This window comes from Pectobacterium sp. CHL-2024, from assembly GCF_044751765.1.
Classification (GTDB): Bacteria; Pseudomonadota; Gammaproteobacteria; order Enterobacterales; family Enterobacteriaceae; genus Pectobacterium; species Pectobacterium brasiliense.
On sequence record NZ_JBIXKO010000004.1, the window covers coordinates 43,047 to 65,523 of the forward strand.

The window sequence follows — 22,477 nt, forward strand, 5'->3', positions numbered from 1 at the left end:
AGAGCAAATGATAAAGAAATGATAGTTCAATAGAACTGAAATATTGTTTCATCTTTGTAATTAGGCTGATCATGAATAAACCAATCTCTTTTAAACACACGTTCTGCTACGGCAGCGCGAACCTGCTTGGCAGTGGCGCGCTTGCTATCAGCGGCGCATGGCTGATGTACTTTTACACCACATTCTGTGGGTTAACATTGGTTCAGGCTGCCGCTATCTTCTCCGTTGCCAGCATCATCGATGCGGTCAGTAACCCCATCATGGGATACATCAGCGATAACTTCTACAACACCCGGGTTGGTCGCCGATTTGGCCGCCGCCGTTTCTTTATTTTGCTGGGTGTCCCGCTGGTACTGGTCTACCCCATGCTATGGGTTGAAGGCTTTGGCTTCTGGTACTATTTGGCGACGTACGTGCTGTTCGAGCTGATTTACACCTCGATCATGGTGCCGTATGAGACGCTGGCTACCGAGATGACCTCTGACTTTAAACTGCGCTCTAAGCTGACAGGTTCTAAAGCCATTTTCGGTAAAATCGCCAACTTCCTGGCAGCGTTCATTCCTGGGCAGTTTATTGCCATCTACGGTAAAGATTCAGCAACGCCATTCTTCTACACCGGTCTGGTCTACGGTGCCATTATGTGTGCGGCGATGATCGCGCTGTATATGACATCCTGGGAGCGTCCGGTCAATGAAATCGTCCGTGAAAGCACATCCAGCCTGTGGCAAGCGATGAAAAAGCTGAGCGTGGATATGGTTTCCACCTTCCGTCTGCGTATTTTCCGCAAACATCTGGGGATGTACCTGTTTGGCTTCGGCGCTGAGTGGCTTTTCGCTTCCGCGTTCACCTACTTCATCGTCTTTGGTCTGAAGCAGAATACGGCGCTGGTATCACACCTCAATAGCTTCAGCTCGATTATGCAGCTCATTTCTACCGCAGCCTTCATCGGTATCTGCGTCAAAATGGGCTTTGCGCGACCATTCCGTCTGGCTCTGATGGTGGTGATTGTCAGCGTGATGGCGTATGCCGCGCTCTATTTCGCTAACTGGTCAGAAGACATGACCATCTTTGTTCTGTTCGCGATTACTGCCGTATTTGGCCTGAGCACGGGGGGGATCTACTACATTCCCTGGACGGTTTATACCTTCCTGGCCGATGTGGATGAAGTTCTGACCGGGCGTCGTCGTGAAGGGATTTACGCTGGTGCCATGACGTTTGCCGGTAAAATGGTTCGCTCTGTGATTGTTTTCGCGATGGGCTGGACGCTGAGCCAATTCGGCTTTGTCTCCGGGCAGTCAGTGCAGCCGGAAACTGCCGTACAGGCGATTGTTGGCGTGTTCTCGCTGGGTGTTATCGGTCTTGCGCTGGTTGCGATTTACTACACCACGCAGATGAAGCTGGATCGTAAAAACCACGCCATTCTGTTGGAAGAGATTGCACGTATCAAAGCGGGCGGCGCGATTGCCGATGTCCCGGCTCATGCTCGCGCTGTCGCAGAAGAGCTGACAGGCTGGGAATATGAGAAGTGCTGGGGTAACAACCCATTAGGCGTTCAGTCAGAAGAGGCTAAACCGCAGGTTGCCACTGCACAGCATTAATTGAAGACGTTCGTTTATACAGACGTTTATTGAAGACAGGTATCAGGTAAAAACAATCAGCCCAATCTCGTATTGGGCTGATTCATTTAGTGCGCCATGTTTTGATTAACCGCTCGTGCAGGATTAAATCAACGCAGCTTCTTTCAATTCACTTTTCAGGTAAGCGTAATATATCGGGGCTGCAATCACACCGGACAAGCCAAACGCCGCTTCAAACACCAACATCGCCAGCAGGATTTCCCACGCGTGCGCTTTGATCCTCGTCCCAACGATTTGTGCATTCAGGAAGTACTCGAACTTGTGAATCAGCATCAAATACACCAGCGCGACCAGCGCAATCGGCAATGAAAGCGATAAGCCAGACAGGAAAACGATCGAGTTGGAGATCAGATTACCAATCACGGGTAGCAGGCCGAAAACGAAGGTAAGCACCACCAGCGTTTTGGCAAACGGCAGATGGACACCACACAGTGGCAGAGCGCCAAGAATGAAAATGGCAGACAGCACCGTGTTAACCGCAGAAATTTTCACCTGAGCGAAAACGATGTTGCGGAATGAAGCCGACAACAGAGAAACCCGACGGAGTAACTCCGCTTTGAGTAACGGTTTTTCCGTATCTTTATCGACGTTATAAAGCGAGACAATCGCGCCAAGCACCATACCAATCAGCATCGTCACAAAGCCATGTAGAAAACTTTTCCCCATGTTCTGCAACATCACAATATGCGCCTGAACCCATTGCAGCAGCTCGTGCTGGAGCTCTTCAATACTGACTGGCAGATACCCCGGTAAGTAGTGGACGATCTGCTGCTGAATATCATTGAGGATATAGCCAATGCGCACATTGAAGGCCGCCGTATCCTTCATTTCCTGCATCAACAGCCCGACCAGACTGCCAAACAATAGGCTCAACAGGCTGACGACCAACGTGCTGATCACCGCGACCACAATCCAGCGGGCACGCTTACCGCTGATGACCCGTTGAAAATAGGGCGTCAGTAAATTCACAATTTCATACACCAAAAAACCGGCGATAAAGCAGGCCAGCAGGCGTAAAGGCAGCAATATAAGCAGGCCACCCATAATAAAGAAAAAGCTCAACAGGCGAGCTTGTTTCAGATTCAGTAACTGCATGATGACATCCCGTATGAAGAGGCAACGCCGAGGGTACTCTTTGTGGAGTATGTTACGCCTTTTTCAGTACCAACAGATTGATATATATGCGCCAGATTGACGTCTACTCTGCGAGTGATAACAAACGAGGGATATTTTTGGTGTTTTACCAACGAAATACCAGCCGTGTTTTAGCTCGGACGGATATCCACCCACCAGGAAAAACGCCGGGTCACCTTCACTGGCAGCGTCCGCGCAACGGCGTCAAGCAGGCGATCGGTTTCATGTAGCGGAAAAACGCCCGAAATCCGTAGCATCGTCACCGCGGAATCAACATGAAAATAACCGTGGTGATAGCGGGCAATTTCATTAACAAGCTGTCCTAACGGCATGTTATCCGCGACCAGTTGCCCTTTGCGCCAGCTCTGGCGGAAATTCTCAACGGGCGCGGGTTCACTGCTCCTGTCACGGGTAAAGATAACCTGCTGCCCCGCCGTCACGCGCTGCGCAGCGGGTACCGCCGTTTGTAGCAAGACCTCACCGCTAAAAACGGAGAGGACGCTGTGGGCGGACGTATAGCGCAGCGCTAATTGGCAGGAATGTGCAGAAGCAGCGAGATCGCCATGGGGCGTGGTCAACCGGGCTGCGTGAGCCGTTCGGTTGTCCAACATCAATTCACCTTTGAGCAATTGAAACGTCAGCGGCTGAGACAACGCAGGGTTGCCCTGCTGATTCAATGCCGAATCTGTATTGAGCCAGACGGTCATCCCCGTTTCGATGTTGAGCTCACGCGTTTCGCCCGTTCCCGTGTGGTAATCGGCCGCATAGCTTTCCCACGGCAGGCTAAAGCCCACGCCTCCGGTAAGGCTGGCAATCGCCAACAATTTGAGCATGCGCCGACGTTCCCCACCCCGCTTGCTCAGCACCGAAGAGGCTAATTGGCTGTCTACCGCATGGAAGCGGGCGTGAATCTGTTCAACCTGCTGCCAGGCAAGCCGATGGGTGTCATCCTGATGTAACCATCGCTGCCATGCCTGACGCTCGTGTTCGGAGCAGTCTTCGTCATACAGCGTGGCATACCACTCAGAGGCGGCATGAAGAACATCTTTCGGAATAGAAGAAGTAATAGAGGAAATCATAAGTCCTGACACAATAGACAATTCAGCATTGCCTGTGCCATATATTTTTTCACCATCCGCTCGGAAACGGCTAATTGTTCAGCAACCTGCCGATAGGTCAAGCCATCAAGATGCACGAGCAAGAATGCCTGACGCACTTTGCCCGGCAGCGTCGCCAGCATTTGGTCGATGGCCATCAGCGCATCAACCACCATGGCCTGCTGTTCCAGCGAGGGAGAAAACGTAAACTCCTGCTCCGCCAGCACCTGAAGATAGGCATTCTCGATGTCTTTACGTCGCCAGTGATTGACCACCAGCCCGTGGGCAACCGTCGTTAGCCAGGCACGCGGTTCACGAATACGTTCGGCCTGATGTTGGCAGATCAAACGTAGAAACGTATCCTGAGCCAGATCTGCGGCCTGCTGAGAACACCCCAAACGCCGACGCAGCCACGCCTGTAACCAGGCATGATGGTCATGATAAATCTGCTGAACAGTTAAGGTTTCAGGCTGATTGGGGCAGACAGCGGCGGGACTCTTCACGGTATTCGCTCAATGTGACAGCAATGAAATGATTTTCATTATCATTAACAACAAAGTCAACGACTATTCGCGGTTATCATGCCGATTACGCGAAAAAGAAGGGGCTACATGTTGTACATGCAAAAAGAAAGAAGCCCGAGGGCTTCTTTCAGTGAGAGTAGATAAAGAGGATTACCAGCGATAGCTGACATTCGCGCTAACGTTACGGCCTTCACCGTAGTAGCACCAATAGTTACAGGCGCTGACATACTCACGGTTTGTCAGGTTGGTTGCATTAACCTGCAACCGCCAGTCTTTGCTGAAATCATAGGCAATCATGGCATCCCACAGCGTGTAAGCAGGAACCTTCATGTCCGCTGAATTGGCGATGTCACCGTAAGAGCTGCCAACATAACGCACACCGCTGCCGATACTTAATCCTTCCAGCTTGCCGTTAAAGGCATAAGTCGCCCAGCCAGACACGATCTGTTCAGGCAGTCCCGGCAGGCGTTTACCCACTTCACCGACAGAACCGGATTTGGTCGTCTCTACTTCGTTGTACGTGTAGTTTGCCGTCAGCGTCAGACCGGTGTAAACCTCACCACTGAATTCCAATTCAAGGCCGCGTGAACGCGCTTCACCCGCCTGAATAGTCAGATTAGGGTTTTTAGGATCCGTCGTTTTAACGTTTTTCTGTTCCAGATTAAACAGGGCAGCAGAAGCATAGCCGTTAAAGCCTTCTGGCGTGTATTTCACGCCCATTTCCGTCTGCTGGCCTTCTTCCGGCACATAAGGACGTTGGTAACCATCACGACCCGACACCGGCAAGAACGATTCCGAGTAGCTGACGTAAGGGGAAATACCGTTATCAAACAGGTACATTACCCCAGCAGTCTTGGTAAATTTGGTATCGTCGGTGCGAGTATCCGCGCCTGATGAAAAATTACGGTCGCGAGACTTCGCCACGTCATAACGTCCACCCAGCAAGAAGATCAGACGCTCGTCATACTTAATCTGGTTCTGGACATAATAACCCGTCTGATGGCGGCCAGAGCGGTGAGCGAACAGTTGGCTATCCGGTGACGTGTAGTTGCCGTAAACCGGGTTAAAAATATCGATAGGTTGGCCAAAGGAGTACAGATTCCCATCACGGCTTTGCGTATTGGCACGGCGGTAGTCAAACCCAAGCAGCAGGGTATTTTCAATGTCTTCCCACTGCCATTCACCCACTAAACGGTTGTCCGTAGCCCAGTTTTGCGCAAAACCGTCACGGTAGGTCAGCCCACGATTGGCTAACCGATCGCTGACAACATTCGTTACCGGATCGGTATACATCCCGAGCGCATAAGCATTGCGCAGATCCAAATTCAGATAGGCATAATTCACATTCTGGTGGAACGTCCAGGTGTCGTTCAGATGATGTGTGAATTCATAGCCCAGAGTGAACTGCCGGGTATCGTGCCGGTTCATACCCGGTTCGCCCAGCGACGTTTTATAGCCGACTTTGCCAAACGGCGTGCCATGTAATGTCCCGTACGGCAGCTTAAAGCCGTTGGTCGTGTCGGATTTCGTATCCATGTAGCTGGCTAACACGGTCAATTCCGTGTCTTCTCCGAGGAACGTGACGCTCGGTGCCAGATAAAGGCGCTTACTCTTCGAGAAATCCATCTCACCCGAGGTATCACGCGCTAACGCAACAACCCGATACAGCACCGAGCCGTCATCATTTAACGGACCTGCGCTATCGACAGCCAGATGGCGATAATCGTTAGAGCCGTATTCCAGCTCGACTTTCCCCTGCGGCAAACGCGTTGGTCGTTTGCTGATGACGTTAACCAGACCGCCCGGCGGGTTTTGCCCGTACAGAACGGAGGCCGGGCCTTTCAGAACTTCGATACGTTCGACGCCAAACGGCTCAATCTGCTGGCCGTAGAACCCATCTTCATTCAGCGTCGCCAGACCATTCTGGAACCGTGACTGATCGCTAAATCCACGAATCGTCACCCATTCGGCTTTATTGTCCGGCCCGTATGGCGTCGCGAGAATACCGCTGCTATAGCGCAGCGCCTGATCGATCTTTTGCGCACCGCGCTCTTCGATCTGCTGCTCCGTCACAACCGTAACCGCACGTGGCGTCTCTGAAATCGGCACATCCAGCTTCATTGCCGTATTCGGTGGAGCAGTAACGACGATCCGATCGTTTTTAGCGGTAACAGGTGCAGAAACGGGAACGGGATCACTCGCCGTGCGCTGCACTAGCGTCACGCTACCATCAGCACTGTACTGTGCGCTTAGGCCGCTATTGCTGAGGATCTGCTGGAAACCCTGCTCAACGCTGTAGTTCCCCTGCAACCCCGCACCGCGCTTACCCGCCACGACAGCCGGATCGTAAGACAGCAATACGCCAGCCTGCTGGGCAAATTGATTGAGCACCTGATTGAGCGGGCCCGACGACACCGCATATTGCTGGACAGGCGCCGCAGACGCAGCATAGGCCGCCGCCATTGGCAGCACTGAGGCAAACGATGCCCCAAGTACCCCGGCACGTAAAGTACGCGCCAATAGGTGGGTACGGAATTTAACCATTATTTATCCCCTATCGCATAAGAAATGCTTGTTTTCAGAAGCTATGCCAATTGAGAGAGTAAAAAGGGGAACCAGAAATCGAAAAATAATTAAAGTAATGCGTTATCAATCAGAAATATTAGGGAAAATACGTTGCTGCTATTGGTAAACCGATACGGTGATTAATAAAACGCTGACGTCGATTTTTATGAAAACGTGCTATCGGCGATAAGCGCTATATCAGCTAAGCTGCATCAATAATTAGACGATAGTCTACTTATTCATTTGTCATCCTTTAGGATTCAACACGCTAAAAATAAAGAAAATTTACAGAGCTTATTGCCAGCGTTTAATAACCCAAGATGTCTAAGGGAATAATTTATGAACAGACAGGAGGCGGTGTGAATAGACAAGAGGAAAGGCTGGATGATATCGAAACGTTTCGCTGTTTATTTTAAACAAGCATATTATATGCAATAAAATAGTTAACTCTCTATTTTTCTTAATTTTAACATCGCCGTCGTTAATAAAGAATGCCCTTCATTCACGAAACACTGGCACGACATTATCGTTCTACTGGCCGTCAGCGACTATTAGAGAAATCGATTACTTGTTGAGGAAACGATGCTAAGTAAGCCGCAGCAGCGTTACTAATAATAATTTTTCTTTTGTCATTATTTTCCACTGGAAAATACACATCTCTAGTCTTCCGGCCAGATAATCTCCGATTATTCAAGCTTATGACGCTAAATTCGTCGAAGGCTCAACCGCATCCTGGTTTAGGATCAGCAGAGAAAGCACTCGATTCTCAACGTTCAGCTTCGAAAAAGACAGCGTACTGAGCTGCTTTTTGGTAAAGCCATCAGACAACAAATCCGAGACCACGCGCGTACTCAACATGTTGGAATTCGTCATAAAATCGTGATAGGCAAACTTCACGTTGATGGGTAGTACATCATCAATTGAGACGGGCGTATTCATTTCAGCACGCAATCCAAAATGGGCGTTGAAGGCAGAATTCGCACAGACGACCTTACATTTCTCGTCAATCACCGCCACTGCACGTCTATCATTCTGAACTGGTTGAGAAAGCATGCCTAAAATCTCATTCCGGCCAAATATCAGACTCATTGTTTCCTCTGCATCATGCTATGTAAAAAGATATCTCACAGCGCGCCATGACGCCACGGCGCACCATTGATAAGCAATCAACCTACCGGAATTTAAAAGGTTTCCGGACTAATAGTGTTCTTCCCCACCCCAGAAAATCACTTAATGAAAATAGTGAATTTCGCTAACCGGAACTGTTTACACGTTCTCAGGCTACCGGGGCTCAAACAGCTGCCGCCTTACTCAGCGTCAGTGATGTTGGGTATATCTATGTTATTTATTTTTGGAAACCGGATATTTCTGAATCAGACACAAAAAATAACACTTCATTTTTCTTTTTTTCAGCGGCTAGCACACGGCATCTTTACGCTTTTTAAGAGGTTCCACATCTGTGCTGTGCAACCTACCTAAAGTGTAGATTATTCACACTTATCTGCCCGTTGATAATCAGATAAATCTATTTCATTAATAGTCTACATATAATTAACAACTGGAACAAAATTTCAACACATCAGCCATAGTTGAACGCGCTAAATAGCTGGCCTACGTAGGAATATACTCTGAACAGGATTTTTACTATCGGCTGAATAAGCGGGATCTTTATGCCTTTTGATCGTAAAGGGCGATCAAAAACTTGATAACAATAGATATAATCTATTGAAAACAATGAATTGATCGTTTATGACATTATAACAGCACTGATAATTCTGCTGGCAGTCATATTGTGACATACATCACTTACTGCATTTTGACCACCACGAAAAAGTTGCCTGTTTTCTGCACCAAAAGACTATCTTTTAAGTAATGCCCCACTGCTTTTCCTGCATTGCGTGATCAATCGCGCAAAAAAGAAACAAAGATAACTGGTTAACTAGATTTAACCATTATTTGACATAGCATTAACATGTTTAAGGAGAAGCGCTATGACACAACATAATAAACACGCTATTCCCGCTTCAATTGCGGAAAATGCACTGATAAATGCCCAGCAATACAAAAATATGTATCAGTTGTCCGTTGACGACCCCGACGCCTTTTGGGGCGAGCAAGGAAAGATCGTCGATTGGATCAAACCCTATAAAACGATCAAGAACACCTCATTCGACCCCGGCCACATCAGTATCCGCTGGTTTGAAGACGGTACACTCAATGTGGCAGCAAACTGCCTGGATCGCCATCTGGCCGAGCGTGGCGATCAAACCGCCATCATCTGGGAAGGTGATGACGCGACAGAAAGTAAAAAAGTCACCTACCGTGAACTGCATCAGTCCGTGTGCCGCTTCGCCAATGTGCTGAAGTCGCAGGGCGTCAAAAAAGGCGATGTTGTTGCTATTTATATGCCAATGGTGCCGGAAGCAGCGGTGGCAATGCTGGCCTGCGCCAGAGTCGGGGCGATTCATTCGGTGATCTTCGGGGGCTTCTCTCCCGAAGCGATTTCCGGGCGCATCATCGACTCCAGCGCCAAATTGGTCATCACTGCCGATGAGGGCGTACGCGCCGGACGAGTGATTCCGCTGAAGAAGAATATTGATGAGGCGTTAAAGAACCCGAACGTCACCACCATTTCCAGCGTTATCGTTTTCCGCCGTACAGGTAAGATCGGCGAATGGCAGGACGGGCGCGATCTGTGGTGGCACGATCTGGTTGAAAAAGCAGACGATCATTGTCCGCCAGAAGAGATGAACGCGGAAGATCCGCTCTTTATTCTTTATACGTCAGGCTCGACCGGTAAACCCAAAGGTGTGTTGCACACCACTGGCGGCTATCTGGTTTATGCTGCGCTGACCTTCAAGTATGTCTTCGACTATCATCCCGGCGACATTTACTGGTGTACGGCGGACGTTGGCTGGGTCACGGGGCACAGTTACCTGCTTTATGGCCCACTGGCATGCGGTGCGATTACGCTGATGTTCGAAGGGGTACCAACGTGGCCGGACGCCAGTCGCATGGCGCAAGTGGTCGATAAGCATAAGGTCAACATCCTCTATACCGCCCCCACCGCGATCCGCGCGTTGATGGCTGAAGGTGATAAAGCGATCGAGGGTACATCGCGTGAATCCCTTCGGATCATGGGTTCCGTCGGTGAGCCGATCAACCCAGAAGCCTGGGAATGGTATTTCAACAAAATCGGCAATGGCAAATGCCCTATCGTCGATACCTGGTGGCAGACAGAGACAGGCGGCTTCATGATCACCCCACTGCCGGGCGCGATTGAGCCGAAAGCCGGCTCCGCGACACGCCCGTTCTTCGGCGTACAGCCTGCGCTCGTCGATAACCTCGGCAACCCGCAAGAAGGCACCGCGGAAGGCAATCTGGTCATCGTAGATTCCTGGCCGGGTCAGGCTCGAACCCTGTTTGGCGATCACGACCGCTTTGAGCAAACCTATTTCTCTACCTTTAAAGGCATGTACTTCAGCGGTGACGGCGCGCGCCGTGACGAAGATGGCTATTACTGGATCACGGGTCGCGTTGACGACGTGCTGAACGTTTCCGGGCACCGTCTGGGGACGGCGGAAATCGAATCAGCACTCGTTGCACACCCCAAGATTGCCGAAGCGGCCGTGGTCGGCATTCCGCACCATATGAAAGGGCAGGCTATTTACGCCTACATCACGCTGAACCACGGCGAAGAGCCATCCAGCGAGCTTTATACGGAAGTCCGCAACTGGGTGCGTAAGGAAATCGGTCCGATTGCTACACCGGACATCCTGCACTGGACTGACTCTTTACCAAAAACGCGGTCCGGCAAAATCATGCGTCGTATTTTGCGTAAGATAGCCGCCGGTGACACCAGCAATCTGGGGGATACCTCAACGCTGGCCGATCCTGGCGTCGTCGAAAAACTGCTCGAAGAAAAGCAGGCTATGAGTACCGCCTCTCAATAACCCTCTGACCCACCACTCCCTTCATTCTCGTAAGCCATGATGTGGCTTGCGGGAATGTGGGTGGCGATAAATCAGATGGTGATGTCGCGGTAGCACTCAACCCTACAAATTACTGGAGACTTACGATGAATGATGCCATTTATCAACGGATTGAAAGTAACCCCTTATTCAGAGAACTGGTCAATAAGCGGCAGCGTTTTGCTGTTTTTCTCTCGCTGATCATGCTGGTGCTTTATGTCGGCTTTATTCTGCTCATCGCCTTTGCGCCTGGCTGGCTGGGAACGCCGATCGCTCCAGGCTCCAGCATTACCCGCGGCATTCCGATTGGTGTGGGATTGATTGCGATTTCCTTCATTCTGACCGGCGTCTATGTGTATCGCGCTAACGGTGAATTTGATCGTCTGACCAAGCAGTTACTGGATGAGGTAAAGCAATGAAAATACGCTTTATGATGCTGTTCGGGCTTTTAACGCTGCCAGTGCTTGCGTGGGCAGCGGATGCCCTCACGGGGGATGTCCAGCGCCAGCCGTTGAATATTCAGGCCATCGTGATGTTTCTGCTGTTCGTCGGCGGCACGCTGTATATCACCTACTGGGCGTCGAAGAAAACCCGCTCGCGTAGTGATTACTATACGGCGGGCGGCAACATTACCGGCTTCCAGAACGGGCTGGCGATTGCGGGCGACTACATGTCCGCTGCATCCTTCCTCGGCATTTCTGCGCTGGTCTATACCTCCGGCTACGACGGCCTGATTTACTCACTCGGCTTTTTGGTTGGCTGGCCCATTATTCTGTTTCTGATCGCAGAACGGCTACGTAACCTCGGGCGTTATACCTTTGCTGACGTCGCATCCTATCGTTTGCAACAGCGCCCAATCCGCAGCCTCTCCGCCTGTGGTTCGTTGGTGGTGGTAGCGCTGTACCTCATCGCACAGATGGTGGGCGCGGGGAAACTCATCGAACTGCTGTTCGGCCTCAATTACCACATTGCCGTGGTGCTGGTCGGTATTCTGATGGTGATGTACGTGATGTTTGGCGGCATGCTCGCCACCACATGGGTGCAGATTATTAAAGCCGTCCTGCTGCTGTTCGGTGCCACCTTCATGGCTGTCATGGTCATGAAATCCGTAGGCTTCAGCTTTGACACCCTGTTCAAACAGGCGATGGCGGTTCACCCAAAAGGCGCGTCGATCATGAGCCCCGGCGGACTGGTTTCCGACCCGATATCCGCGTTGTCCCTTGGGCTAGGTCTGATGTTCGGTACAGCCGGTCTTCCGCACATCCTGATGCGTTTCTTCACCGTCAGCGATGCGAAAGAAGCACGAAAGAGCGTGTTCTACGCCACGGGGTTCATGGGTTATTTCTACTTCCTGACCTTCATCATCGGTTTTGGTGCCATCCTGCTGGTCAGTGCGAATCCTGCGTTTAAGGACGCAACGGGTGCGCTTATCGGTGGAAATAACATGGCGGCCGTGCATCTGGCCGATGCGGTCGGCGGTGACTTCTTCCTCGGCTTTATCTCCGCCGTGGCCTTTGCCACCATTTTGGCCGTCGTCGCGGGTCTGACGCTGGCGGGTGCCTCTGCCGTGTCCCACGACCTTTACTCTAACGTGATCAAGAAAGGGAAAGCGACGGAGCGTGATGAGCTGAAAGTCTCGAAAATCACCGTACTGGTGCTGGGCGTGGTGGCGATTTCGCTCGGTATCCTGTTTGAGAACCAGAACATTGCCTTTATGGTCGGGTTAGCGTTCTCCATCGCCGCGAGCTGTAACTTCCCGATTATTATCATCTCCATGTATTGGTCGAAGCTCACCACGCGCGGCGCAATGATCGGCGGTTGGGCGGGTCTGTTGACCGCCGTCATTTTGATGATATTGGGGCCGACGATCTGGGTGAAAATCCTCGGTCACGCTACGCCTATCTACCCTTACGACTACCCAGCGCTGTTCTCCATGCTGGTGGCGTTTATCGGTATCTGGTTCTTCTCCATCACCGATCGTTCCGAAGCCGGACAACAGGAACGCGCACGCTTCCATGCACAGTTTGTCCGCTCACAAACCGGCGTCGGTGCATCAAAAGGCAGTTCCCACTAACCTTCCTCTCTCTGGCCCGCGAAATGCGGGCCAGCTCTTCTCTGACATCCAACGCTTCGCGCTATTGAAAGATTTTTGCGGGGCGGCTTCACGATAGTTATCGGCCTTCTGTTCTTCCCTGAACGTTCCGCTAGGGTGTTTGCATAAACATCACAGGGAAAGGATGCGATGCAACCTCACGACGCCATCTTCAAACAGTTTTTGAGTGATATTGATATCGCCAGAGATTTCCTAGCCGCCCATTTACCACCCGCTATTCAGCAGCAGTGCGATTTCAGTACATTGCAGTTAGAGTCTGCATCGTTTATCGAAAACACATTACGCTCACGTCTGTCAGACATGTTGTACTCACTGCAAACTCGCTCTGGTTCTGGGTATATCTATTGCGTCATAGAGCATCAAAGTCGCCCCGACAAGCTCATGGCTTTCCGGTTATTGCGCTATTGCCTTGATGCAATGCAGCAGCATTTATCACAGGGTCATCAGTCGTTACCCGTGGTTATTCCACTCCTGTTCTATCACGGCAAACGTAGTCCTTATCCGTATAGTATGCAGTGGCTGGATCATTTCACCGATCCACCGCTTGCAGCACAGGTTTACCATCATGCCTTTCCGCTGATAGACCTGACCGTTATTCCAGATGAAGAGATCAAAACGCACCGCCGTGCCGCACTGCTGGAACTCGTGCAGAAACACATCAGAACACGGGATATGCTGGAATTGGCGCACGACATCGGGCTATTATTTGAACACTGGAACCTGTCCTTGCCACTGCGGCATGCATTATTACTGTACGTCGCGACAGTGGGCAACACGTCTGACATAGACAGGTTCATTGATTCAGTGGCTGAGCCCCTGTCAACGCATAAGGAGGACACAATGACGATTGCACAACAATTACACCAGAGGGGATTTGAGCAGGGGATGCAGGCAGGGCTACAGGAAGGAAAGCAAGAAGGGATGAAATCTAGCGCGCTAAACATCGCCCGCCAGTTACTGCAAAACAAGATGGAGCAGGAGCTAGTTCAGCGCGTTACCCAACTGTCCGATGAAGAGATGACGCAGTTGCTCCGCAGCGAGCAGAAGTAATTTTTTATCGTGGGCTATCCCTGCCCACGCCCCTTCGGGCCAACGCTACGCGTTGTTGAAAATCGCTCCTGCGCTTTTTTATCGTGGGCTATCCCTGCCCACGGTTCTGCGGAACCCAGCGCCTCTCATTTTAAAACGGAATTTATTCCTCGCTTAAGGTCACTACGTCATACATCACGCTGCCGCCTTTTAATTGCAGCGTGATCGTGTTGTTGCCGTTTTTCAGAAAGCGAGATGACACAGGGATACGTGCTATGTGATAACGACCGCTCTGTAGCGCACCGCGATAAATGGTTTTGTCGTTTGCGTAAGTCAGCGTTTCCAACGTGGTGCCGTTCACCGCTACCGCCAGCTGTGGCATGGTCGGCTCACTCATGCCGCTATTGCTCGCGGCCGCCAACGCGATGTTCAGAAAATAGGTTTTCTTCTCCGGTTGCAGGGCAAAACGGATATCCCATTTTCCCGGTTTGGTCTGCGCGTAATACCAGTCACGCTGATAGTCGCTGCGGCCAATATCGAACGTCAGGTTTGCCGGAACCTCATGCTGCCAGCGGGTGTTGCGTGCCTCATTGCCAAAGCGGAATTCGCTCGCCTGCCGATTGGCTTGTCCAATCGCCCACACAACTGGCTCGGCTTTAGGCAGGGCAATCACAGGCAGCACTTGCTTATCACCGGAAACGGACAGCGTTTGTTCAGCCAATATTCCCAGCTGTGTACCGCTGTTGGCGTATACCGCCAGATGGTAATTGCCCGGACGGACATGGGGAATCGCAAAATTCCCCTGAGCATCGGTGGTTGCCTGATACGAATAGCCGCGGGTTTGCACATCAAACGGTTCATCCAGCGATGACGAAAGCACGACGGTCACCGGCTGCTGGCTGGCAACGCGTCCGCTCACCTGCGTGCGCTCGCGCGCATAGCGGGAATCGTTGACCCATTTGTACGGCCAACTGACAGTTTCCGTCAGCGCCTGACGCTGAGCATCCGCCAGCATGTGTCCGGTGTCGCCCTGATTGATATACAGCAGCCACGGACCGTAGAATTTTTTCCAGCCCGGTGGAGCGACCATATCCGGCGTGCCGAAATGCGAACCCGTCATGTAGTTCAGGATGATCGCATCCTGATGCACCAACAGATCCTGCTTGAGCGCATCGCCAGAGAAATACTCCCGATTGCTGTGAATCAGCCACGCGCCCACGCCGTTGCCGAAAACGCCCCAGAAAGGCGCGGCACGCATGTAACCAGCGAAATCATATTTGGAATAAATGCTGCCATCCGGCAATCGCCAGGTTTCATCCTGCACCTTCGGCGACGCTTCAAGCTGGCTGTAGAGCAGCGGTTTACCCTGACGATCGCCATTGTAGAGATGATCTAACCGGGCGGGATCGAAGCGATAGACGTTACGTAGTTCACTGACTTTAACGTCCTGAGTTCCGCTATTTTCAGCAACGACATAGCTATAAAGCCCGCTAACACCGCGACGCATAATCAGATGATATTCAAGCCGTAACAGCCCGTCTCGATCGTCGATATAGGCGACATGCGCCATCTCACGATCGTTGCGCAGCACCTCTACCCGCTCGGGGACAAAATCTTTGACGCCTTTAGCATGAGCATCGTTAATATAGTAATCGAGGTAAGCGCTACGCGTTTTGCTTGGGTCACGCGCCGCACCGGACAGGTTGGTGACGATATTTTTGCCTCCCGTCACCATGCTCACCGAGCTGCCATCCTCCCCGAATGCGACCTTCAGCAAACCGTTATCCAGCACGGTATTCAAACCAGAAACGGATAACGACACCGCATTATCCTGCGCGCTATAGCTATAGGGTGCCAGCATGGCCCCCACCAACAACAAGACAGATCGCTTCACAGTCAGCCCTCTTGTGTTCAGTCGGATCACAGTGGTTCAGGTAACGGCCAATGTCAGATATTAGGGGAAACACGGTGATGAGGTTCCCGCAGGGACACCTCGCACCGTGGTAGCCCCGTGTATCTCGATATCACGTAACAGCCTTACCACTAGTGTAAAAAGCCAAATATTTTAAACAGATAGAATAGAGATAACAGGAACAACATAATCGAGGGGATAAGCGCCCTCCTTCACGCCACTGCCAGCACAAACAAGAATCTGGCAATAGCGGGAAGAAAGTCAGGATCGACATCGCAGAAATCAAAACTGATCAGAATGACAGTTCTCGGATCAGTACGGCGGACACCACTTTCCAGCCGCGAATCAAAAGGCTTTGCGCCTCACCGTCCATCACCACCGTGCCGCGCAGCACCTGCGGCTGAGCACGATAACCGTCAGGTAAACTGAGCAGCACGCGATAAACGGCCTGCTCAGGATGCAGCTTGCGCTGTGCATCGCTCAGCGTGGCAATATCGCCGCCATAAATCGATGCCAGTTCCGGTGCGGCGTTCAGATCGCGGGTTGCCGTGCTGGCAATCTCCACAATGGTGAGCGGCAGCGACGAACGGCTCACATCCTGTAAATAAAACGTCCCCTTTGCACCCGTGCGAAGCCGCTGCCAGTCTTTTTCCGATACGAACGCTTCCACCAGCCCGCCAGTTGGCTTGGTGACAACCGCCAGCCATTCACCCTGCCCCAGCCACTCACCGGTTTCCAGCGGCGTTGTCATGTCTGCCACCACGCCGTCTATCGGCGCACGCACCGTCAGTTGTTCAGACTGACGCTGCAAGACCTGTAATTTTTGCAGCGCGGCTTCGTGCTCCTGCTTTACCCGCTGGTGATCGCCAGCCGCTTCCTTGTTGAATACCTGAAAGGTGCTTTGCCAGTTCAGCGTGGCAATTTGTCGCTCTAGCTGTTTCTGTTCGTGCGCTAGCGCGTCAGACGACAGAGTAAACAGCGTTTGTCCCGCTTGTACAGGCTGACCGACCTTCACGTCAATGCGCTGAATCATCGCGGGCACGGGCATATACAGGCTGCTTTGCTGTTCCGCCCGCAGCAGCGCAGGTGCGTACACGCCGCGCTGCCAGGGAATCATCAGCAAGAGCAGAACCACGGCGCTCACAACCAGCGTTGTCGTCATATTACGGTTCATACGATAATCCTTACGGCGTTTACTCCATTCGCGCACTTCATTTACCACCGGCATCACCACGAAGTAGCCGATTTCAATCGCGAAAAGCAGCATCCCCAGCAGTTTGAATGTCATGTGGTAAACCAGAATCGCGATACCGGTAAACAGGAAGAAACGGTATATCCACACCGCGAAGGCATAGCCCACCAGCGTGCGCTGTAGCCAGCGTGGAAAGTGCTCCGGCGGCGCATCGCCTAAGCCAAACAGCCATTCCCGCATCTGCCAGCGGCCGATAGCGAAGCCCCGATTTTGCAGATTCGGCATCTGCAATCCATCGGACAGCAGGAAATAGCCGTCGAATCGCATCAGCGGGCTGAGGTTAATCGCCAGCGTCATGATCCAGGTTGTCGTCGCTAGCATAAACGCGGTGCTGCGCAGCATGCCGTCCGGCAAGAAGCTCCATGCCAGCGTCGCCCACGCCGCCAGTACCAGCTCGGTCATCATGCCCGCTGCGCCAATCGCCATCCGCTGCCGACGGCGGGTGAGCTTCCACGAGCCGGACGTATCGGTATACAGCACCGGCATCATCACCAGAAATGCGACGCCCATCGTGGCAACCCGCGCACCAAAGCGCTTGCAGGTGTAGGCGTGGCCGAACTCATGCAGAATCTTGGTAAAGCACAGCGTCAGCCCCGCCAGCGCTGCGCCTTCCAACGTGAAGAAGTGCAGAAACGTATGCTTGAACGTTTCCCACTGGCGTCCAGCGAGGAAGAGCCCCAGCACGGCCACCAGCAGCGTCAGTTTGAGGAAAGTCCGGCTGAAAAACGGTTCGACCCACGGCAGCGTTGCGCTCAGAAAGCGATCGGGGTGCCATAAGGGAATGCGAAAAAACAGGTAGTTCTTCAGCAGTTTGCGCCAAATCGAAACGCGCGACTGTTCCACCTGACGAGAAAACTGCGCTAGCGCCTCATCGCCGGAAACGCGCGTCAGGCTATTGGCCTGCAAGAAGCGATTAAAGTACTGCACATCGCTGTCATCAAGCATCAGCGCAGAAGTCTGGTTAACGTCGGCCACGATCTGCGCCGCGTTCCCCATCGACCAGCGCGATAGCATCGCCATTTCTGCCCAGCCGATACGAAAGTAGAGACCGCGCAGCGGATCTTCCAGCGTCCAACTGGGCGATCCGTCGCGGTTAGCCGGTCCAGCGTGCAGGATCAGTTCATCGCGTAACGGGCTAAGCCCAGCGGCTGGCGTCGCGCCTCCGGCCATCGTTAGACGCCCAGCCAGACGCGCAGGGATGCCAGCGGTTTACGCAGCAGGTAAACGAACAATACCGTGCGTTTCCCGTACAGCTTGGCGGTCCCCTTCAGGCCCACGCGTAGCTGCGGGTCATCCTGCGTAAAACGCGCCCGCAGCCGATAGGCCATCACATTATCCGGCGTTGGCGCGGCGCGGTAGCCAATCTGTTCAAGCCTTGCTTCCTGTGCGGAATTCGGTGCAACATTGAGGAACAGGCGCACATCCGCACCGTTTTCCAGCGCAATCGCATCTGCCGCAGGCAGTTGGATCTCTAGCTCAACATCATGCGGATCGGCGATCATCATGATGCGTTCTCCCACCGCGACCGAGCGCCCAATCCAGTCGCTGCTATCGTCAAAAATCGCCACGCCGTCGCGCGGGGAAACGAGCTGCATGCGTTCCTGCTGACGTTGCAGAAAATCCATCTCGCTCTGCGCCTGCTCGCGGCGGCTTTGCAGCACGGCCAGACTGGCTTTGCTGTTAGCATCGAACAGCGCCTGCTGCTGTGCCTGGCGATACTGAGCATCGGCGGTAGCAAAAGCCTGTCGGGCCGATTCCAAGCGGTTTTCCAGTTCGCGCACGTCCAGTCGCACCAGCGGCTGATTAGCGCTGACAGTCTGATTAGGGCGAACCAGAATGTCATCCACCACGCCTGCCACAGGGGCACGCACCATCACCGGACGATGCGCGACAATCTCTGCCGGAGCCAGCACCGACTGGCGAACCGGGATCAACAAGATCAGCACCAACGCCACGATCCCCGCCAGGATCAAACGACGTTTCTTCGGGCTGGTGTTGGTCTGCCGACGACGTTGCTTCAGCAAACTCGACCAGGCGTGAGCGTAGGCGTCTGCCAGTTTTTCCAGCAGCACAATCTCGGCAGGTAGCCACGCGCTATCCCGTGCTAGCACCAGCACCAGCGGCGTATCGCCCTGCGGTAAACGCAGCGGCAGCCAGAGTAAAAATTCCGGCAGATGTTCCTGCCACAAAATTTGGTCATCGGCGGGCAGCTCGCGGCATTGCAGCACCTGCGTTTGACGCCCCTCTTCCTGCCACTGGCGGCACAGGCGGCTAAATTCGGTACAAAACGGCGCGTTGTGATCGAGCGAGGCCAGCCCGGAAGCCGCCTGCAAGCGCCGTTTATCGCAATCCCACAGCAGCGCCTGCCGATACTTCACGACATTGTGCGTCTCGTTGACGATGAAAAACGCCAGCTCATCCAGCGTCTCACGTGCTCTGGCACGGCTTTGCAGTTGCAACAGCTCGGCTAGCAGCGCCAGCCGGGTGTCCTGTTCCGTTTGTGCTGCTATCGTGTTCCGTTCGGTCATGGCGACACGCTACCGGCATCAGGCGGTACGATTTGCGCCACACCGCTCATGCCCGGCAGCAGTCCAGCGGTAGACTGAGTAATGCGGCCAAAGACTTTTACCGACTGACTCACCGGATCGATCGCCGAAGAGAGTCGGCTGATTTCCGCCGGATAGCTCAGGCCGGTTTCATCCAGCACGACCTGAAAGGCGCTGCCCTGCTTTAACCACACCAGCCAACGCGACGGCACGATCATTTCCAGCTCGAACGCGCTGTCATCATAAATCGCTAACAGCTCTTTGCCTTCCGGCACGGATTCCCAACGCTTCACCTTGGTTTCCGTCACACGACCGGAGAATGGCGCTTTAATCACACAGCGTTGCAGCATGGCGCGATTAACACCGCTTTCGGCCTGCGCCATCGACACCGACGATCGCGCCTGATCGACATCCGAGAGGCTGATCGAATTGAGCTTATCCAGCCGATCGGCAATCGCCAGCTTTTTACGCGCAGCATTCTCTGCGGCGTTTGAATAATTCAGCTTCTCGCGCAGCACAGTGCAGTCAAACGTCACCAGCGTATCGCCCTGCTTGAAGTGTTCACCCTCTTTCACCGCAATATCCGTCACTTTCCCGGCAATTTCGCTGGATAACACGGTATAGCGCTGCGCACTAAGCTGTACGCGAATGTCTCCCGTCGTCGCAGCCTGCCCCAACAGGGGCAGACCTAACGCACTGACCAGCAACAGCGGACGCATCATGCCGAAAGCCATTAACGCGAACCTCCCGCCTGTAGAGATTGCAGGTTATCCCACATATCCGTGTTCACCACGCGATAAGGCTTACCCGCGCTAGCCGATGATGTCGCCGCGGACGAGGCAATTGGCTTCATCGCAGGCGCAGAGGATAGGGTAGATGCTGTTTTAGTCGGTGCCGTCGTGGTGGCAGGCGTAGCCGGTGTTGCCAGAGACAGACGTGGTACCGCAACGCTGCCTTTCTCAAGGTTACCCGTGGTGCGGGCAATCGAGCTGCTCAGCGCCGCCAGACTGACATCGTTCACGTTATCCGGCAGCACATCCAGCCCGGCAGCCTGATACACCGCACCGAGCGCGTTCTGCACATCGGCAAAGCTGCGGTCACGCGCGCGGGTCGTCAGAATGGTTTCCGTGCTGACGCGCACCTGTTCCATTTGCGTTTCGGCACGATGCTGCACGCTGAGTGTGGTTTGGTTGAGGATACCGCGCTGAATCCGCGCCAGTTCCTGATAGCGGCCAAACATCTGCGTACTCTGCTGATATTCCTGCCACGCGACGTTCACCTGCGTCAGCACCGCCATGCGCAGCGCCTGACGACGAACTTCCGCCAGATCTTCATTCGCCTGTCCGGCGCGTTTCACCGATGACCACGACAGCACATTCAGCAGGTTACCGCTGACCTGAACGCCCGCGTTCGCCCACTGGTGATTGACCAGATAGCTGTTGCTGTCGCCGTTGATACCGGCAAACAGCGACACGCCCGGTAGCAGACGCAGCAGTGATTTACGGGTTTCCAGTACGCTATTGCGTGCCAGATAGCTCTCTTCGCGCACTTCCGGGCGTTTAACCATCGAGAAGTTTTCCAGATCGTCGAGCGAGTAGGCCATCTTCGGTGCGACCAGACTGCTTTCGCTCGGTACGACGATATCGTATTTGCTTGACGGCGGCAGGTTCATCAACGCGGCCAGACGGGATTTCGCCACCACCAGATCGCTGTCGACAATCTCTAACTGACGCACCATCTCCAGCATATTTTTCTGGAAACGCAGTGCCTCAACCGGTGCCAGCAGACGCTGTTGTTCGGTCTGACGCGCATATTCCAGCGCCTGACGCGCCTGCGTCAGCGCGGTCGTCACTTCCGGCTGCAAGCGCTGTGCCGTTGCGGCTTCCCAGTAGGCCGTCCGCACCTGACGAGTAATATCCGCGACCACGCGACGACGACGCTCTTCCGCCGCCAGCGATTTGTTCGCCTGTACTTTGGCATTGAAGTAGCTGATACCGAAATCCAGCACGTTCCAGCTCATCGTCAGATCCGCGGTACGCTGGGTCTGATCCTGACTGGTTGACGCTTCCAGCGACTGTCGACCTGTGGTCACCGACTGGCTGCTGGAACCGGCCACGTTGTCGCGGGTTTGCAGGCCAGCGCGGGCGGTCAGTTTCGGTAACAGCATGTCCAGATTCTGTACGCCCAACAGGTCATCTTCCATCGCCTGTTCCAGCAGCGCGACCCGCTGTTGCAGGTTATATTTCAGCGCACGGGCAATCGCCTCATCCAGCGTGATCGTGCCGCGCACCGGTTCCTGATTGGCAAACATCTGCGTTCTGTCGCTCAGCGCCTGTGCAACCTGTTGTTCGATCGTAACCGGCTCAGGTTTGACGGCACAGCCAGCCAGACCCAGACAGGCCAGGGCTACCGCGATCCGTAACGCCCGGGAACCCGCGGTGCGTGGTCTAGCCTCGTGTTGAACGTTCTGCTGCTGACTGTCGTGTTGCTGGCTATCCCAGAAATGCGCTATGTGCTGATTCACCCGGGTTCTCCCCATCTTCTATTTGTCTGTTCCCTTCATCTTGCAGGCGGTGGAGTGGTTACCGCCTGCAAGCGCCCGGGTTAGTGGTTATACCCGTCATACTTCAAGCTGCTTGTGCGTTGGCTGCCCTTACTCACCCCAGTCACTTACCTGTGTAAGCTCCTGGGGATTCG

General features: G+C 53.3%; 15 protein-coding genes. 5 read left to right on the plus strand and 10 right to left on the minus strand.

The genetic code is table 11. The features are described 5' to 3' along the window. The first annotated feature begins 71 nt into the window (after window positions 1-71). Window positions 72-1,598: an MFS transporter gene (locus ACIPUG_RS08700; RefSeq protein WP_010282324.1), complete on the plus strand. Its 1,527-nt coding sequence runs from the start codon at window positions 72-74 to the stop codon at window positions 1,596-1,598. Between the two features lie 123 nt (window positions 1,599-1,721). Here the strand turns inward: ACIPUG_RS08700 and ACIPUG_RS08705 are convergent, their stop codons facing one another. The 5 genes from ACIPUG_RS08705 to ACIPUG_RS08725 all read right to left on the minus strand — a co-directional run bounded on the left by ACIPUG_RS08705 (window position 1,722) and on the right by ACIPUG_RS08725 (window position 8,046). Continuing rightward, the gene (locus ACIPUG_RS08705; RefSeq protein ID WP_039274271.1) at window positions 1,722-2,732 is read right to left on the minus strand and encodes an AI-2E family transporter; all 1,011 of its coding nucleotides are present in this window, start codon (window positions 2,730-2,732) and stop codon (window positions 1,722-1,724) included. 170 nt (window positions 2,733-2,902) lie between these two features. Continuing rightward, on the minus strand, window positions 2,903-3,850 hold the full coding sequence (locus ACIPUG_RS08710; protein WP_039312735.1) for a FecR domain-containing protein: 948 nt from the start codon (window positions 3,848-3,850) through the stop codon (window positions 2,903-2,905). Next, window positions 3,847-4,371 carry a sigma-70 family RNA polymerase sigma factor gene (locus ACIPUG_RS08715; RefSeq protein ID WP_400338157.1) on the minus strand — a complete coding sequence of 175 codons (525 nt, stop codon included), beginning with the start codon at window positions 4,369-4,371 and terminating at the stop codon, window positions 3,847-3,849. Before ACIPUG_RS08715 ends, ACIPUG_RS08710 begins: the two co-directional genes overlap by 4 nt. 171 nt (window positions 4,372-4,542) lie before the next feature. Further along, entirely contained in the window at window positions 4,543-6,936 is a 2,394-nt protein-coding gene (locus ACIPUG_RS08720; RefSeq protein ID WP_039555619.1) for a TonB-dependent siderophore receptor, read from the minus strand. A gap of 717 nt (window positions 6,937-7,653) precedes the next feature. After that, entirely contained in the window at window positions 7,654-8,046 is a 393-nt protein-coding gene (locus ACIPUG_RS08725) for a hypothetical protein (protein WP_010282300.1), read from the minus strand. Between the two features lie 902 nt (window positions 8,047-8,948). Between ACIPUG_RS08725 and acs the strand changes: the two genes are divergently transcribed. From acs to ACIPUG_RS08745, 4 genes are all read left to right on the plus strand, one after another. Then, window positions 8,949-10,910 carry an acetate--CoA ligase gene (gene acs / locus ACIPUG_RS08730; RefSeq protein ID WP_039282062.1) on the plus strand — a complete coding sequence of 654 codons (1,962 nt, stop codon included), beginning with the start codon at window positions 8,949-8,951 and terminating at the stop codon, window positions 10,908-10,910. Window positions 10,911-11,035: 125 nt separating this feature from the next. Continuing rightward, entirely contained in the window at window positions 11,036-11,347 is a 312-nt protein-coding gene (locus ACIPUG_RS08735; protein WP_039496989.1) for a DUF485 domain-containing protein, read from the plus strand. Next, window positions 11,344-13,002 carry a cation/acetate symporter ActP gene (gene actP, locus ACIPUG_RS08740; RefSeq protein ID WP_010295745.1) on the plus strand — a complete coding sequence of 553 codons (1,659 nt, stop codon included), beginning with the start codon at window positions 11,344-11,346 and terminating at the stop codon, window positions 13,000-13,002. The genes ACIPUG_RS08735 and actP overlap by 4 nt, the downstream gene beginning before the upstream one ends. Before the next feature lie 168 nt (window positions 13,003-13,170). Continuing rightward, window positions 13,171-14,091 carry an Rpn family recombination-promoting nuclease/putative transposase gene (locus ACIPUG_RS08745; RefSeq protein WP_349858507.1) on the plus strand — a complete coding sequence of 307 codons (921 nt, stop codon included), beginning with the start codon at window positions 13,171-13,173 and terminating at the stop codon, window positions 14,089-14,091. Between the two features lie 142 nt (window positions 14,092-14,233). Here the strand turns inward: ACIPUG_RS08745 and ACIPUG_RS08750 are convergent, their stop codons facing one another. From ACIPUG_RS08750 to ACIPUG_RS08770, 5 genes are all read right to left on the minus strand, one after another. Continuing rightward, entirely contained in the window at window positions 14,234-15,964 is a 1,731-nt protein-coding gene (locus ACIPUG_RS08750) for a polysaccharide lyase family protein (protein WP_400338158.1), read from the minus strand. A gap of 310 nt (window positions 15,965-16,274) precedes the next feature. Further along, window positions 16,275-18,404 carry an HlyD family efflux transporter periplasmic adaptor subunit gene (locus tag ACIPUG_RS08755; protein WP_400338159.1) on the minus strand — a complete coding sequence of 710 codons (2,130 nt, stop codon included), beginning with the start codon at window positions 18,402-18,404 and terminating at the stop codon, window positions 16,275-16,277. Window positions 18,405-18,406: 2 nt separating this feature from the next. Then, the gene (locus tag ACIPUG_RS08760; RefSeq protein WP_400338160.1) at window positions 18,407-19,762 is read right to left on the minus strand and encodes an efflux RND transporter periplasmic adaptor subunit; all 1,356 of its coding nucleotides are present in this window, start codon (window positions 19,760-19,762) and stop codon (window positions 18,407-18,409) included. After that, complete coding sequence (locus tag ACIPUG_RS08765; RefSeq protein WP_010282272.1) at window positions 19,759-20,514, minus strand: efflux RND transporter periplasmic adaptor subunit; 756 nt, start codon at window positions 20,512-20,514, stop codon at window positions 19,759-19,761. Before ACIPUG_RS08765 ends, ACIPUG_RS08760 begins: the two co-directional genes overlap by 4 nt. Beyond that, complete coding sequence (locus ACIPUG_RS08770) at window positions 20,514-22,304, minus strand: TolC family protein (protein ID WP_400338162.1); 1,791 nt, start codon at window positions 22,302-22,304, stop codon at window positions 20,514-20,516. The genes ACIPUG_RS08765 and ACIPUG_RS08770 overlap by 1 nt, the downstream gene beginning before the upstream one ends. Between the last annotated feature and the right edge of the window lie 173 nt (window positions 22,305-22,477).

What these genes read in the sequence shown, in the direction of transcription:
- ACIPUG_RS08700 (WP_010282324.1), top strand. Translation starts at nt 72, where the DNA reads ATGAATAAACCAATCTCTTTTAAACACACGTTCTGCTACGGCAGCGCG.
- ACIPUG_RS08705 (WP_039274271.1), bottom strand. Translation starts at nt 2,732, where the DNA reads ATGCAGTTACTGAATCTGAAACAAGCTCGCCTGTTGAGCTTTTTCTTT.
- ACIPUG_RS08710 (WP_039312735.1), bottom strand. Translation starts at nt 3,850, where the DNA reads ATGATTTCCTCTATTACTTCTTCTATTCCGAAAGATGTTCTTCATGCC.
- ACIPUG_RS08720 (WP_039555619.1), bottom strand. Translation starts at nt 6,936, where the DNA reads ATGGTTAAATTCCGTACCCACCTATTGGCGCGTACTTTACGTGCCGGG.
- ACIPUG_RS08725 (WP_010282300.1), bottom strand. Translation starts at nt 8,046, where the DNA reads ATGAGTCTGATATTTGGCCGGAATGAGATTTTAGGCATGCTTTCTCAA.
- acs (WP_039282062.1), top strand. Translation starts at nt 8,949, where the DNA reads ATGACACAACATAATAAACACGCTATTCCCGCTTCAATTGCGGAAAAT.
- ACIPUG_RS08735 (WP_039496989.1), top strand. Translation starts at nt 11,036, where the DNA reads ATGAATGATGCCATTTATCAACGGATTGAAAGTAACCCCTTATTCAGA.
- actP (WP_010295745.1), top strand. Translation starts at nt 11,344, where the DNA reads ATGAAAATACGCTTTATGATGCTGTTCGGGCTTTTAACGCTGCCAGTG.
- ACIPUG_RS08745 (WP_349858507.1), top strand. Translation starts at nt 13,171, where the DNA reads ATGCAACCTCACGACGCCATCTTCAAACAGTTTTTGAGTGATATTGAT.
- ACIPUG_RS08755 (WP_400338159.1), bottom strand. Translation starts at nt 18,404, where the DNA reads ATGGCCGGAGGCGCGACGCCAGCCGCTGGGCTTAGCCCGTTACGCGAT.
- ACIPUG_RS08760 (WP_400338160.1), bottom strand. Translation starts at nt 19,762, where the DNA reads ATGACCGAACGGAACACGATAGCAGCACAAACGGAACAGGACACCCGG.
- ACIPUG_RS08765 (WP_010282272.1), bottom strand. Translation starts at nt 20,514, where the DNA reads ATGGCTTTCGGCATGATGCGTCCGCTGTTGCTGGTCAGTGCGTTAGGT.